We start from the raw sequence: 15,483 nt of genomic DNA on the forward strand, positions 1-15,483 counted from the left end.
TTCAGACTTCTACCACCCATTTTTCAATATTACGGGTCTTCTCACTGAAGTTAATCCCTATCTTGAATAGTTTCCGCCCATCCGCTTCGAAAGGTAGCGCATAGCGTTTGTCGTTAATCTGCTGTAAAGCCTCTTCTGCCGTGCCATTCAGCTTAAATTCCATAATATAAATGAATTTGTCTGTCTGCAGGACAAGATCTATACGCCCTTCATTGGTGTGGTATTCTACCTTAGTATAGAAACCAACCAGTTTGAAAACAATGAAAAGCACGTTCTCATAATGTAATTCCTGTTCCCTGATTATTTCGTAAGTCGTATCGGCGAAGAAGCTTTGCAGGCGGCGGAAGAACGAATTATAATCACCTGTTTCTACTTCATTGACAAATTTCTGAATTTCAAACGGGGATTCTACCTTATTTACATTTGCATAAAAAGGAAGCAGAAAACGAATGAACCCTTCTTCTACTTCACGGTTGGGGAAACCTAAACGGTATATACCAAAACGTTCGTCATATCCTTTGATCGTGAGATATCCGCTTTGGTAAATCACCGGAATCGGGTTGGTTGATTCGGAGTCGATGCTGTTTAATACTTGTGCATCGGTTTCTTCGTGTGCCATCCGTTCCAGATCATAATGATGCTTTTTCAGTAATTTCACCAGATAGGTAGGTGTGCCTGTTTCAAACCAATAACTACCGAATTCTTTATATTTGAAAGCATTAAGCAGACTAAACGGATTGTATATGCCGATAGAATTGTGTGTAAAATGATAGCCGTCATAAAATTCCTTTAGTTTGGAACAGAGTTTGTCATATGACAAACCTTGCGTCTCTGCAAATTCATGAAGTTCGATATCCAAATTTTCATGAAGCTCCTGGTCGCTGATACCGCAGATTTCAACATAATCTTTCCGCATCGATATGTCGTCCAAGTTATTTAAGTCGCTAAATACACTAACTTTGCCGAATTTAGTAACACCGGTCAAGAACGCGAACTTTATGCACCCATCCATTGTTTTGAGTGCCCCGTAGAAAGGTTTTAAGGTATCCCGGAATTGCTTTTGCAATTCTTCGTTGCCGATGGCTTGCAACATGGGTTTGTCGTATTCATCTACCAAAATAACTACACGCTGCCCTGCCTGTTTGCAGGCGCGTTCTATGATGCCGGCAAAACGCAGGGAAAATGAGCGCTCGGACGGTTCGGAACCATAGAGCTTTTCCCACGCAGTCAACGATTTATCGAGTATATTACCCAGACTTTCCGGTGTGTCGTATTTTTCGATATTAAGATCCAGATGCAATATCGGATATTTGGTCCATTCCTTTTCCAGCTTTTCTACTGCCAATCCTGCAAACAGTTCCTTTTTACCTTGAAAATAGGCTTCCAGAGTAGAAATAAGCAGACTCTTCCCGAAGCGGCGTGGGCGACTTAAGAAATAGTAACTACCGGTTTTTACCATTTGATACATCAATGCCGTTTTATCAATATAGAAATAACCGTCATTACGAATCTTTTCGAAATTCTGTATGCCAATGGGATAAATTTTAGTGCTCATATACTCCGGTTTTATAAATCAATTACACAAAGGTAATAAATTTCCGGGTACTTCATTGCTTTTAGAAAAAGGAAAGTATGAGTATAGTCGCTTTTAACTGAATGAAGTGTAGAAAACAGTACGTACTGTTTGAAGTCTATATTTTAATCCCTATATTTGTCTACATTTCAATTTTATAAGGATAGGCATTATGGATACTACTTTCAGAATATACCCGATAGGGATACAGAATTTTGAAGACTTACGCAATAATAACAACGTCTATGTCGATAAGACGGAGTTGATTTATCGTTTGGCTAATACCAATAAGGTTTATTTCTTGAGTCGTCCCCGTCGTTTCGGAAAAAGTTTGCTGGTGTCCACTCTTGATGCTTATTTTCGGGGGAAGAAGGAGTTGTTTCAAGGTCTGGCAATGGAGCGTTTGGAGAAAGAGTGGAATGTCTATCCGGTGTTGCATCTTGATTTCAGCATGACGAAGTACACAGCTATGTCTGATTTGGAAGAACGTTTAAATCTTCAACTTCGTGAATGGGAACGAATTTATGGTAATGATCCGGAAGAAGAAGGTTATGCGGCTCGTTTTTCCGGAATAATAAAAAGGGCATATCAGCAGACTGGTTTACAGGTAGTAGTGCTTATCGACGAATACGATGCTCCCTTATTAGACAGTAACCATTTGCCGGAACTGCAAAATGAACTTCGTGAAGAAATGCGGAAATTCTTCAGTCCCTTGAAAGCGCAAGGAGAATATCTTCGTTTCCTTTTCCTGACAGGTATCAGTAAATTCAGTCAAATGAGTATTTTCAGTGAATTGAATAATTTGCAGAATATCAGTATGAGAGACGATTATAGTGCTATCTGTGGTATAACCGAACGGGAGTTACGTACACAATTGAAAACTGATATTGAAATGATGGCGCAGGCTAATAATGAAACCTACGAGGAGGCTTGTACGCATCTAAAACAACAATATGACGGATATCATTTTAGTAAAAACTGTGAAGATATTTACAATCCATTCAGTCTGTTCAATGCATTTGCTCAAAAGAGCTATGAGAATTTCTGGTTTTCTACCGGGACGCCTACTTTCCTGATAAATATATTGCAGCAGAGTAATTTCGACATTCGCGAGTTGGATGGCGCAACGGCTACTGCAGAGCAGTTTGATGCACCAACGAGTGTTATTACCGATCCTCTTCCTGTACTTTATCAAAGTGGTTATCTTACCATCAAGGGGTATGATCCGGAGTTTCAACTCTACACATTAGCTTATCCTAACAAAGAAGTGCGGAAAGGGTTTATAGAATCTCTGATGCCCGCTTATGTGCATTTACCTGCCCGTGAAAATACATTCTATGTAGTCTCTTTTATCAAGGATTTGCGTGCCGGAAAACTGACCGAATGTCTGGAACGAATAAGATCTTTCTTTGCTTCGATTCCCAATGATTTGGAAAATAAGCAGGAAAAACATTATCAGACAATCTTCTATTTGCTGTTCCGTTTGATGGGGCAGTATGTAGATGCAGAGGTAAAGAGCGCAATCGGACGGGCGGACGTAGTAGTAAAGATGCAAGATACCATTTATGTCTTTGAATTTAAGGTAGATGGAACTCCGGAGGAAGCTCTGGAACAGATAAACAATAAAGGATATGCTATTCCTTATCAGTCCGATCATCGGAAAGTGGTAAAAATAGGAGTTAACTTCGATACTGCGACAAGAAGCATTGGTGATTGGAAAATCGTAGAGGAAGTATGATTCTTTCTCTCCCTGTTGATTTCGTCAATTCCTCTTTCAACCTATCACCATCATCCTGAAACACTTTATTCATCGTGTTTACAGAGCGGTGATAGGTCATCCCTAACCTATCACCGTATCTTTCACCTATCACCTGAACGAAGAGGTGTATATTTATGCTCTTTTTGGCTTGATTCGAACCACTTTATAAACATTCCCGCGCTTGGTGTGTATAGAAGGCACTTGATTCTTTTGCAATATTCTCCCGAATTGAATAATATTGCAATCGGATATATGAATTCTACTGTCGTGTTGCACCTGTTCCAGTATCTCAATAGCAAGAAGTAACTCATATTCTTTGTCCTCTTCTTTAGCAGCCCGGAAAAATTGGTGGAACAACTGCTCCGCAATGGGAATTACTTGAAATTCCTGATTGGCTTCGGTCATCACCTTTTCATCTTCAGTGTCGAACCAGTAACGTTCTCCCCTGTAAATATCGTGCATTGCTTGCGCATAAAGTTGTTCGTAATCAATTGGAGAACAGTCAATCGGACCGGTCACATTGATAACAATGTAGCGTCGGCTTCCGGAAGTGTCAGTCAGTAAATCCTTGTGGTTGCTTGTTCCTATAAATGAAGCGTAACGGCGCATCTCTTGTGTGGCTGTGCCGTGAGGACGACGGATATTAACCACGGGCTTTTGCAGGATATGTTTCAGGAAAGCCTGTTGATTCACTCTATTCTGATCGAACTCGTCCATGTTGATGAGCGCAAAACGGTTTAGAGCCAGCTCGGCATCCCTTTTATTACTGAAATCAATGCGGTCGGTGTAATATATCTGTAATTCCGGTGGCAACAAACTCCGGCAGAAAGTCGATTTTCGATAAGCTTGCGGTCCGACAAGTAGCGGTACTGTACAATTGGCATACTTTCGATCGGTGTGACGCCAGTGTTCCACCATATTTAGAAACCAGCGGTAAAACAGATCCGGCCAGTGAGCGTTGTTGCAGGGAACACGGGAAGCCAGTTCACGAATCCGATCGCGTCCGTCCCAACGGACATCCACTCCGAAAAGAAAATCCTCAATAGGGCTGAATATCGGGATGCGGTCGGAATCGAGGTAACGGATCACGTCCCGGTCCCATAGGTTGAGGCCCTCCAGACGTGCGTTCATGGCGATACTGTTGCGTATACGGTTGGTGATGGGGCGGAAACAAAAACAAAAGGTGTTCCGTTCGCGAAATTCCGTAACAGTCGTCATTGTGTTGTAACGAAATTCGTATCGGCGTTGCATAAACTCTTCCGTTCGAAATTCCAGTTCCTGTTCGGTTGATAAAGGTGATTTTTGTCCGAATCCTTTAGCTCCTGTATATACGTTCTGTATGGTTTGCCGGATGAGAAATTCTTTCTTTTTGGTGTAGAAATGAGCGATTGCCCAACGGGCTGTTTCTTCTTCCGGTATGCCTGCCTGAAAACAGTTTTCCCCCAAGTGGACCAATAATGGCTTGAGATCTTCGTCGGAATGTAGGTGTATGTTGGGGTGAAGTTCGCTTAATGAATGGTAAGCCTTGTTCAGGGCTGCTTCGAAGAGTGCGGACAAAGTGTCAAAGCTGTCATAACCGGGAATCAGCCGTTTGAAAGGAGATGTTTCTGCTTGTACGGATTCTTTGTAGGTTGTGTCCGATGGCATTTCCAATGGCTGACGCATATAAATGACGGTGGAGTCGGGATTATAGTAAAGTTCCGGATCACACGTTTGCCGGCAGAATTGCTCCAATGTCGGATTTTTCAGTTCGATGGAGTAGGAGAGTGCCGGTTGATAAAGGCTGACGGCTTTTCTGTAGGCGTGGGCTTGGAATATTTCTGCTTCTTCCCGGTCTTTAGGAAGTGATTTGTCCGGGCGGGTGAAGCGTAGCCATATTTTTACGGAATGACCGCTGGAACCCATAAAGGCGGCAAAAGTCTGTGTAAGTTCTGCTGCTTCCTGTTTGATACGGTTTACTTCCGTCCGGTTTGCCAGATGGTTTACTTCTATTTGCACAATGCCGTTATATCCGGTCATTTGTGCGCCATTTGTTGTTTTGCGGAAGTTAGCCGCAGGGATGACTTTGGGTAGTTTTTGAGCAGCTTCCAGTTTGCTGTCCGGTGAGGCATAACGTATGCTTGTCCGTAGATTACTTATCGGGCGGGCTTTCGTTTCATGCTTCATCGCTTCTATTTGTAGGTTTATGTCCAACGTCCGCATGGTTGATGTTCCGTTGTTGTCCCGCATCAAAGTAAGTTTCATGTTAAAAGTGTTTATTGTTATGCCTCTTTATTAAAGGCTCATAAAGATAGGCTTTATTATCCGGTTTGCCAAGCTATATCGTACTTATTTATTGTTTATTTTATGAGGTGGATTCTGTTCTTTTATGTGGTCGCAAAATTCTATTGTGAAGAGAGCTTATCGCATGAATATACTAAAATGAAGAATGTAGTTCATTACGGGATAAAAAATGTTTCATGCCTCAAAACACTTGGTTTCAAGGCTTGAAACTCTTGTTTTCCCGGCTTGAAACTAAAGTTTCACCATGGGGAAACTTTGGTTCCATCAGCAGGAAACTAAAGTTTCTAGGCTTTGAAACTAAAGTTTCTAGCCTTTGGAACTAAGTGTTTCAAGCCTTGGAAACAAGAGTATCTAAGTATGAAACAAAGATTACTCCTTATTAAAATGACTGTTTGCTATAGGCTTTTTTCAAAAATCAAGCGGTGATAGGTGATAGATGTGGTGATAGGTTAATGACAACCTGTCACCGTTCTGAAAGTACGATGAATAAAGGGTTTGGTGATGCCGGTGATAGGTTGAAAGAGGATTTTCATTTTTATGTATGAGAGAGTTTGATGGATATACATAACTTCCAGCATTTATTTCCCTATTTCCACCACATTTAAAAAAATATGTATATCTTTGTCATGTGCTTTCTGCTCATCAGCGTGATGAAACTAGCGGGAAGCAGTATATATTACTAAATTGAGTATATGTGTATTATCTCTCACCTCTAAAAATAGCAAGTTTAAGTAAAGAGAGATGATTCGACAGATACTCCACGTGAACGGCTGTATATCAACATATCCGTAAAAGATGTGTTATATATAAACGATTGACGTGGGTGTCTGTTGTTATCATTGTCTTTTACGAGGGTATTGCTAGCCTTAGAGGTAGATAATGGTGCAACAGCATTCACGTCTTTCTTGTGTCCGGTCGGTTATGATTACCCCAAAAAGTCTAACCTAAACAATTCCCCGTCCGCCCGAAATACAGAAAACGTGAATGCCCGTTGCTCCACATAAACAAAATAATATTCAATCTTTATTGTGGAACACATTAAAACAAATGTATTATGTCGAAATGGATTAGCGTAGAAGAAGCGGCGGTCAAGTATGGAATTAACAAAGAGGTAATCTGGCTTTGGGCGGAGATGAAAAGATTCCCTATGTCATATGAGGGAGCTATCACTGCTGTTGATGAAGAAAGTCTTGAAGGATTCCTGCATCAGAATAAGGATCGAATTACAGCCGAGTATATCGACACATTGGAAGAGCTGTGTATTGGAAAGACAAAGATTTGTCTTTTATATGCTGAAATCATCGGTTATCAAGACAAGGAACTTCTGAATCAAAGGGAGCAAATCGCCCGGATGAAAGAAATACAAACTGTTATAAAAAGGCAAAACAGCCGACTCCGGGACTGCGAAAAAGTGTTCACGGAATATGAAGAAAACTTTAGTTTCTGTTGGATTGGAAGAATCTGCGCTAACTTAAGGCGGCTGATACGGTTGATACGACGGTAAATATTATCCATCTCATTTATTTAAAGACACCCCTGAACAGAAATGTTTAAAAATACTAGAAATATACTGTCATAAGATTTTTTATCCATTCGTTTTATATTCTTAACTCCGAAAAATTCGTAAGCGTTGATAAACCAATTACTTTTGGCTCCTGATTTCGCAGCATTTTTGAATATTCTGCGTCTAATAAACATAAACTAAATATTTCTAGTCATGAAACACAGACTGTTACTACTATTGCTATTCGTGTTCGCCACGTCTGTGGCTGGGTGGGCACAAAAATCCACGGCTCCTTCTTATACTATCAAAGGAGTGCTTCTTGATTCTTTAACACAAGAAGGAGAACCGTATGCCACGATTAAGATTACTCCCAAAAATGCTCCGGATAAAGCTGTAAAGATGGCGGTCACAGGGGCGAATGGTAAATTTCAGGAGAAACTGAATGTCGCTGCTGGCAGTTATATAATCACGATTTCTTCCATTGGCAAGTCGCCTATAGTAAAAGAGTTCACTTTAAAACCTTCGGTCAGGGAGATTGATTTGGGAACGATGATTTCTTCAGAAGCCAATAATGTGCTGAAAGGAGTGGAGGTTGTTGCACAGAAACCTTTGGTGAAGGTAGATGTGGATAAGATCGAATATAATATTGAAGATGATCCGGATTCAAAATCGAACAGTATATTGGAGATGCTTCGGAAAGTCCCTCTGGTCACGGTGGATGGAGAAGACAATGTGCAAGTGAACGGCAGTAGCAGCTTCAAGATCCATGTGAATGGAAAGCCCAATAATATGATGAGTAATAATCCGAAGGAAGTACTGAAAAGTATGCCGGCAAATACAATTAAATATATTGAGGTGATTACTTCACCGGGAGCCAAATATGATGCGGAAGGTATCGGAGGTATTTTGAATATCGTCACAGTGGGTACCGGATTTGAAGGATATACGGCTACTTTCAGAGGAAATGCCAGCAACAACGGAGTAGGCGCCGGCACTTATGCAATGGTGAAGCAGGGCAAACTGACGGTTTCTGCCAACTACAACTATAATTATAATAATAGTCCGCGCAGCTATTCCGACAGTTACCGGGAGAATTATGAACCTGATAAGGAGAATGAGAAGTTCCTGGAATCGGAAAGCAGTTCCAAATCGAAAGGTAATTTCCAGTATGGCAATTTAGAAGCCAGTTACGAGATTGATACGTTGAGGCTGCTGACTGTGGCTTTCGGAATGTATGGTAGCAATGACAAAAGCAACAGTGGCGGAACTACGATTATGCACGGAGCTGATCGTCAGGATTTTGCATATCGTTATAGAACGGACAATCATGGAAAAGGATCATGGTATTCCATCAACGGTAATATAGACTATCAACGTACTTCCCGGAAGAACAAAGAACGGATGATTACCCTTTCTTATAAAATCAACTCCCAACCTCAAACGAATGATTCCTATAATACTTATCTGGACATCGAGCCTGATGAGAATAAACTGGAGATCATCAAAGAACTGTCATTGAAGAATTTCCATTCGGACGGAAAGACGAACACAATGGAACAAACTTTCCAGGTGGACTATACCACTCCGATTGGAAAGTTGCATACGCTTGAAACCGGTGCTAAATATATTTTCCGGCGCAACTCCAGTGATAATCGGTTTTATGACACCGAAGGGGAAAGTGAAAACTATGCATATAATGAGAAACGTAGCAGCGAGTACCGCCATCTGAATCATATCCTTTCCGCTTATGCCGGATATACGCTGAAATACAAGGATTTTACTTTCAAACCGGGACTTCGTTATGAGCAAACCATACAGGAAGTGAAGTATCTGGTCGGTGCAGGGGAAAACTTTAACTCGAACTTTAGCGATCTGGTTCCTTCCGTCTCCTTGGGAATAAAACTAGGTAAGACGCAGAACCTTCGCGGCGGATATAATATGCGTATCTGGCGACCGGGCATTTGGAACTTGAATCCTTATTTTGATAATCAGAATCCGATGTTTATCAATCAGGGAAATCCGAACCTGAAGAGTGAAAAGAGCCATTCGTTTGATTTGTCTTACAGCAGTTTCACCGCCAAGTTCAACATCAATCTCTCTTTGCGCCATTCTTTCAATAACAATGGAATCGAAAGAGTCAGCCGCCTGATTACCGATAAAGACGGAGAAATATTTGAAGGTGGTCATAAAGCTCCTTATGGGGCTTTGTATAGCACGTATGATAATATTGGCAAAAGCCGGGAAACTGGATTGAACTTTTATCTGAACTGGAATGCTTCTCCCAAAACGAGGATTTACATCAATGGGCGTGGAAATTATAGTGATTTGCGGAGTCCTGCCCAAGAGTTGCATAATTATGGATGGAATGCCTCTGCGTATGGAGGTATTCAGCAAACCTTACCGGGAAAAGTCCGTTTGAGCTTGAACGGAGGGGGAAGTACACCGCGTATCAGTTTGCAGGGAAGAGGTTCGGGATATAATTATTATAGCTTGGGATTGAGCCGTTCTTTCCTGAAAGAAGAACGTCTTTCTTTGAATATTTATTGTAGCAATATCGTAGAGAAATACAGAACTTACAATAATCACACGGAAGGAGTTAACTTTATCTCGAAAAGTTCGAGTAAATATCCGAGCCGGTATTTCGGCTTTAGTGTCAGCTATCGGCTTGGAGAGTTGAAAGCCAGTGTGAAGAAAGCTGCGCGCAGCATCGACAATGATGATGTGAAAGGTGGCGGAGAAGGTGGAAACACGGGTGGCGGAGGTGGTCAGTAGACCACTTCCACGCACCGTAGTTCCCATTTATTTCTGTCTCACGTCTTGCTTGTTGGTGTTAAAACCAAGTTTGGTCAATCCGGCTTGTACGTCAGGATGGCTCATGAAAAGGTTCCATAACAACCCTGTCCGGTAATTTTCGATCATTACAGCGATAGGTCCTTGGTCGATAGCCAGATACCGTTGCGGATACCAATTATCCGTTTCGCTGAAAGCATCATAGAATCCGAAAGGACCGAACACTTTATCTCCCATACCATACAAATGGCGCATTACCTGCATGGAATACTCCGGTGTATAGACAATCGATGAAAGTGCGGCGGTAGGGGAGATGACTCCTTTGTCGTCCTGCTCGTTGGGTGAATGAGCTGCATATCCATCGACGGAGTAACTGGCGGTCAGTCCCCAGCAATCCGGTCCGAAACCTTTGTAATGTTTGGGGTTGCGGATGCAGTAAGCACGGTTGACTAATGTCAGGTTGCGCATCTCGTGGAAGTAGCTGGGGCAGTATTCATCTTTCAATCCCACCGGATCAAGTCCGAGGAAAGAATATTGAGCCCAGAAAAGCGGTCCGGCTTCCGTGCCCTGATAGCGGAGATGCAATTCGATTCCTTCTACTTTGTGTGGAGAGACGATGGCTCCGTTCTGTGCCCAACCGTCATGATAAACGGCTGCAGGTACTCCATGTGTGGGAGAAGCGGCAGCAAGAATATACATAATCATACATTCGTTGTAACCGTGTACGGGGAAATCCATTTCCCAGCCATACGTCGGACTCCAATGCCAGTAGAGGACATTTTGCCCGCCTTTCCGATACCAGTTCCAGTCGACATCCCGCCAAATCCGGTCGATACGTTGAGCGAGTGCTTTCTCTTTCTCATTTCCGTTGACGTAATATTGGTGCACGGCAAGCAGACCTTGTATGAGGAAAGCTGTCTCTACCAGATCGCCTCCATTGTCTTTCTGACCGAACGGTTTCACCTTTCCGGTATCACCATACCACCAGTGGGGGTAGGCTCCGTGGAAACGGTCTGCTTTTTCGAGGAAAGAAACGATGCGTTCCATCCGTGCCCGTCCCTCTTCGCGGGTGACGTAGCCGCGGTCGATTCCCGCAAGGATAGCCATGATGCCGAAACCGCTGCCGCCGGAAGTGACTACATTGGCATCGTTTTCAGGATATACGCCGTCCACATGATACCGTTCGGGAGCCAGACCGCTATTCGGTTCGGCACCTTCCCAGAAATAGAGGAAAGTCCGTCGCTGAACGGTGTCCATCAGGGCGTCGTCCGACAGGGAGTCGGTGGCGGCAGTAAGGTTGTCATTCTTGCTTTTCCCTTTACAGCTTTGGAAAGTCAGGGCGATGGCGGATAGAAACAGTAACATGAGCGGAAGTGCGCTCATCACTGCGATTCTTTTATATTTATCGTTCATAATCAAGGTCATAATTTATAGGATTAGGCACGGATTACACGGATTTCACGGTTTTAGGAATTGTGGTTACATAAAACAACAGCGTAATCCGTGTAATCCGTGCCTAAAAGTTTAGTTCAATGTAAATTTCGCAGTTTTCACATCCCGGCTGTTCGTGCCGATCATCACTTCAAAGTCGCCCGGTTCGGCAACCAGTTGCAGGTCATAATTATAATACCGTAGCATTTCCGGTGCAATCTTGAAACGGACAATCTTCATCTCTCCCGGTTCCAGGAATATTTTCTGGAAGCCTTTCAGTTCTTTGACGGGACGGGTGCTGCTGCCTACAACGTCACGGATATAAAGCTGCACCACTTCCGTGCCGGGCCATGTGCCGGTATTGGTAACTTCCACTGCTGCGGTCAATGATCCGGTCATGTCCATGCTGGAATGGCTCAAGTCGATATCACTGTAAGAGAAAGTGGTATAAGAAAGACCGTAACCGAACGGATAAAGCGGATCATTATCCACGTCGAGATAGTTACTGCGGAATTTCTCAAACCATTTACCTTCTTTCAAAGGACGTCCGGTATTCTTGTGCGCATAATAAAGAGGTATCTGGCCTACGTTCTTCGGGAAAGTCATAGTCAGTTTACCACCCGGATTGACATAACCGAAGAGGGCGTCGCCAATGGCGTAAGCTGCTTCACTACCTCCAAACCATACATTCAGAATGGCGGGCACGTGTTCCTGTTCCCAAGTCAGCGTAAGCGGACGACCTGTAAATAATACCAGTACTACCGGTTTGCCTGTCTTTAAAAGCTCTTTCAACAGATTTTGCTGTACATCGGGAATGTTTAAATCCGTGCGGCTGCTACTTTCACCGCTCATTTCGGAAGATTCGCCTAAGGCAGCGATGATAATGTCCGACCGGCGGGCTACGTTCAACGCTTCATCCAACAATTGTTGGTCGGTGCGGTTATCGCGGTTCAGGGAACGGCCGAACATCGTTGCCCGTTCTTCGTAACTAGCATCACTAATCAAATTACTTCCTTTGGCGTACATGATATTCGCTTTTCCGGCAGTCATCTCTTTCAGTCCTTCCACGAGAGAAGGGCAGCGGTCGAGCACGGCTGCTACGCTCCATGTACCCGGCATATTACTCCGGCTGTTTGCCAACGGACCGATCACTGCAATATTTCCTTTCGGATTGAAAGGCAGTAACGGATTTCCGTTCGGATTGCCGTCGGGACTGTCGTTTTTCAGAAGAACGAAACTTTCTGCTGCAATACTGCGGGCTGCATCGCGATGCGCTTTGGTAAAGATATCGCGTGCCGGACGTTTCGGATCGCAATATTTATAAGGATTATCAAACAATCCCAGTTTATATTTGGCTTCCAGAATACGGCGGCAAGCCGTATTCAGCGTTTCCATAGAGACTTTTCCTTCCTGAACGGATTTCTTCAATGTCCCCACAAAGCCTTCGCTTACCATATCCATATCCACTCCGGCATTGATGGCACGGGCAGATACCGTTTGAAGATCACCGATACCATGGTCGATCATTTCTGAAATACCCGTATAATCGGTTACCACAAAACCGTTGAATCCCCACTGTCCGCGGAGAATGTCTGTCATCAGCCATTTGTTGGCAGTGGCCGGAATACCATCCACTTCATTAAAAGAAGCCATCACGCTACCTACACCTGCTTCAACGGCTGCTTCATACGGCAGCATATAATCATTGAACATCCGCTGCCGGCTCATATCTACGGTGTTATAGTCACGTCCTGCTTCTCCCGCACCATATAGTGCAAAATGCTTTACACAGGCCATGATTTCATCATTCCGTTCCATGTTCTTCCCCTGATAGCCGCGCACCATCGCTTCGGCAATCATAGCTCCGAGAAACGGGTCTTCGCCGCTGCCTTCGGACACACGTCCCCAACGAGGGTCGCGTGAAATATCCACCATCGGGCTGAAAGTCCATGAAATGCCGTCGGCACTGGCTTCTACGGCTGCAATGCGGGCCGATTCCTCAATGGCTGTCATGTCCCAAGTGCAAGACAGGCCGAGTGGGATAGGGAACATCGTTTCGTATCCGTGAATGACGTCCATACCGAACAGCAATGGAATTCCTAAACGGGATTGTTCCACAGCCTGCTTCTGTACTTCACGTATTTTCTCCACTCCTTTCAGGTTGAACAACCCTCCCACTTCGCCTTTCTTGATTTTAGCGGCAATATCGCTGCTTTTGGCTTGTCCCGTAGTAATCTCTCCGGTGACGGGGAGGTTCAACTGTCCGATCTTTTCTTCCAAAGTCATTTTGTTCATCAATACGTCGATGAAGCGATCCATATCCTGTGGCGACTTCTGTGCCGATGCGGTCAGAAAACCTGCGGCAAACAACAGGACGGATAGACTTAACTTTTTGTATATCATGCTATTATTTCTACTTTTATATCCATTCATATAAAGTCCTCCCTATATGTTGAATGTCCGGCACCGAGGAGGACATCGTTCGGCACCGGGAAACTATAGTTTCGGCACCGAGGAAACAACCGTTCGGCACCGAGAAACTTTTTTATTGATAGTCGGGGTTCTGTACCAGTACTCCTTTAGACTTGTCAATCTCTGTTTGAGGCAATGGCAGTAATGCGTTTTTGTCCTGATAATTTGTTTTACCGGCTGCGTGCAACACTTCCTTTGCAATACCCCAGCGAACAAGATCGTAGAAACGGTCGAATTCCATTCCCAGTTCCACGCGGCGTTCGTGGCGGATGGCATCACGCAATTCTCCCTGGTCGGTGGTCGTCACTTTAGGCAATATATTGGTATTGGAACCTCTGGCACGTGCGCGGACCTGTTCCAAATAGTCGATTGCTTCACCCGGGATTCCTTTTTCGTTGGCCGCTTCAGCTCCCATCAATAATACATCTGCGTAGCGGATCAAACGAATGTTTACCCAGAATCCCTTGTTGGTATATTCTTTACGCAAAGCCGGATCGGTATATGCTTTCTTATTGAAGTAAGCCCCTATTGCCGGGGAAACCGGAGATTCGCCATAAGGCTCATTGGTGTTTTCCGGAGTGATAGGATCGCTGTCCGAGTGGCGGAAGTAGAGTAGGGTCGCGTTTTTACGTGGGTCACCCTGCTCGTAAGCTTGTGCCATATTTTCTGTTGCCATGTGCCATCCCCAGCCCAAGTCCCATTGACCTGCTCCGCGCACACCCTGCACTTCACAAAACTGGCTACCGATAACGGTACTTTGAGGAAGGGCGGCAGTGGCTGTACATTGAAGTTCGAATATAGAACCGCCGTTGTTTTCACCGTCATCCGTGAAAATCTCGTTATACGGAGTTTTCAGGTTATAGAGTCCCTTGCTGATGACATCGGTGGAGGCTGTGTACATATTGTCCCAATCGTTGCGCATCATATAAGTACGTGCGTGTAAGGAACGGGCAGCTCCCCAAGTCAGTCGTCCGGTGTATTCGGTACTCCAAGTTTCCGGCAATGATTCTTCTGCTGTTTTCAGGTCCTTGTCAATCAGCTCATAGATTTTATCAGTGGTTGTCTTCGGGATATTGGCTTCCGATGCATCGTTGATTTTATAAGTCACCAAGGGGACTTCACCGAAAGCTCTTACCAAGTTGAAGTAGCAATAAGCACGGAAGAAAGAAGCCTCTCCCTTATTGATAATATCTTCAGCTTCTGTCTGTCCGGCTGTTTCTTTTTCTGCAATGGCGTCAAGAATGTCATTACATTGGTAGATGATGGCATAATTCTGCCCCCAATAAGCTCCTAGCAGACCGTTGGTCGGCGTATACACGAAATCGTCATACATCTCGGCTACATCAGAACCATCGCTGGCGATACTTCCCTTTTCCGAATCTTCCGAACGGAAACAGTGGATGGCAAAAGCGGGAGGTCCGGCAGTGACATTATAGTTACGCATCATCGTATAGACATTATAAATCTTACCGTTGACCAGTGCGTTCGGATTATCATCTTCCGTGAACTGTCCTTGTGGACTGCGATCCAGAAAGTCGCTACAACTGCCTAGCGATAGTGTGGCTGCAGCGATAAAAATTGAGTATATATATTTATCTAGTTTCATACAATTATAGTTTTAAAGATTAAAGTTATATTCCGCATGAGAAAACTTGCCCGTGACACTCTGCC

General features: G+C 43.9%; 8 protein-coding genes. 3 read left to right on the forward strand and 5 right to left on the reverse strand.

The window, feature by feature from the left end; genetic code table 11:
• Position 1 precedes the first annotated feature (1 nt).
• Positions 2–1,555 (reverse strand): ATP-binding protein, encoded by a 1,554-nt coding sequence (locus NXV01_RS06695; protein WP_148364075.1) that lies wholly within the window; start codon positions 1,553–1,555, stop codon positions 2–4.
• 190 nt (positions 1,556–1,745) lie between these two features.
• Here NXV01_RS06695 and NXV01_RS06700 point away from each other — a divergent pair, with 190 nt between their 5' ends.
• Positions 1,746–3,311 carry an ATP-binding protein gene (locus NXV01_RS06700; RefSeq protein ID WP_234132602.1) on the forward strand — a complete coding sequence of 522 codons (1,566 nt, stop codon included), beginning with the start codon at positions 1,746–1,748 and terminating at the stop codon, positions 3,309–3,311.
• Between the two features lie 153 nt (positions 3,312–3,464).
• Here NXV01_RS06700 and NXV01_RS06705 read toward each other — a convergent pair whose 3' ends face one another.
• The gene (locus NXV01_RS06705; RefSeq protein WP_259022038.1) at positions 3,465–5,576 is read right to left on the reverse strand and encodes a BT4734/BF3469 family protein; all 2,112 of its coding nucleotides are present in this window, start codon (positions 5,574–5,576) and stop codon (positions 3,465–3,467) included.
• Between the two features lie 1,093 nt (positions 5,577–6,669).
• On the opposite strand from NXV01_RS06705, the gene NXV01_RS06710 reads away from it, so the two are divergent.
• The gene (locus tag NXV01_RS06710) at positions 6,670–7,119 is read left to right on the forward strand and encodes a hypothetical protein (RefSeq protein ID WP_148364073.1); all 450 of its coding nucleotides are present in this window, start codon (positions 6,670–6,672) and stop codon (positions 7,117–7,119) included.
• 213 nt (positions 7,120–7,332) lie between these two features.
• The gene (locus tag NXV01_RS06715; RefSeq protein WP_148364072.1) at positions 7,333–9,891 is read left to right on the forward strand and encodes an outer membrane beta-barrel family protein; all 2,559 of its coding nucleotides are present in this window, start codon (positions 7,333–7,335) and stop codon (positions 9,889–9,891) included.
• Positions 9,892–9,918: 27 nt separating this feature from the next.
• Here NXV01_RS06715 and NXV01_RS06720 read toward each other — a convergent pair whose 3' ends face one another.
• From NXV01_RS06720 to NXV01_RS06730, 3 genes are all read right to left on the reverse strand, one after another.
• Positions 9,919–11,322, reverse strand: coding sequence for a glucoamylase family protein (locus NXV01_RS06720; RefSeq protein ID WP_148364071.1), 1,404 nt, complete (start codon positions 11,320–11,322; stop codon positions 9,919–9,921).
• Between the two features lie 111 nt (positions 11,323–11,433).
• Positions 11,434–13,743, reverse strand: coding sequence for a beta-glucosidase BglX (gene bglX / locus NXV01_RS06725; protein WP_148364070.1), 2,310 nt, complete (start codon positions 13,741–13,743; stop codon positions 11,434–11,436).
• Positions 13,744–13,885: 142 nt separating this feature from the next.
• Positions 13,886–15,418 carry a RagB/SusD family nutrient uptake outer membrane protein gene (locus NXV01_RS06730; protein WP_234132597.1) on the reverse strand — a complete coding sequence of 511 codons (1,533 nt, stop codon included), beginning with the start codon at positions 15,416–15,418 and terminating at the stop codon, positions 13,886–13,888.
• Positions 15,419–15,483: the final 65 nt, after the last annotated feature.

It is taken from the genome of Bacteroides sp. BFG-606, from assembly GCF_024788145.1.
Classification (GTDB): domain Bacteria; phylum Bacteroidota; class Bacteroidia; order Bacteroidales; family Bacteroidaceae; genus Bacteroides; species Bacteroides vicugnae.

Excerpts from the sequence above, each read along its gene's own strand:
- NXV01_RS06695 (WP_148364075.1), bottom strand. The coding sequence starts at position 1,555 with ATGAGCACTAAAATTTATCCCATTGGCATACAGAATTTCGAAAAGATT.
- NXV01_RS06700 (WP_234132602.1), top strand. The coding sequence starts at position 1,746 with ATGGATACTACTTTCAGAATATACCCGATAGGGATACAGAATTTTGAA.
- NXV01_RS06705 (WP_259022038.1), bottom strand. The coding sequence starts at position 5,576 with ATGAAACTTACTTTGATGCGGGACAACAACGGAACATCAACCATGCGG.
- NXV01_RS06710 (WP_148364073.1), top strand. The coding sequence starts at position 6,670 with ATGTCGAAATGGATTAGCGTAGAAGAAGCGGCGGTCAAGTATGGAATT.
- NXV01_RS06715 (WP_148364072.1), top strand. The coding sequence starts at position 7,333 with ATGAAACACAGACTGTTACTACTATTGCTATTCGTGTTCGCCACGTCT.
- NXV01_RS06720 (WP_148364071.1), bottom strand. The coding sequence starts at position 11,322 with ATGAACGATAAATATAAAAGAATCGCAGTGATGAGCGCACTTCCGCTC.
- bglX (WP_148364070.1), bottom strand. The coding sequence starts at position 13,743 with ATGATATACAAAAAGTTAAGTCTATCCGTCCTGTTGTTTGCCGCAGGT.
- NXV01_RS06730 (WP_234132597.1), bottom strand. The coding sequence starts at position 15,418 with ATGAAACTAGATAAATATATATACTCAATTTTTATCGCTGCAGCCACA.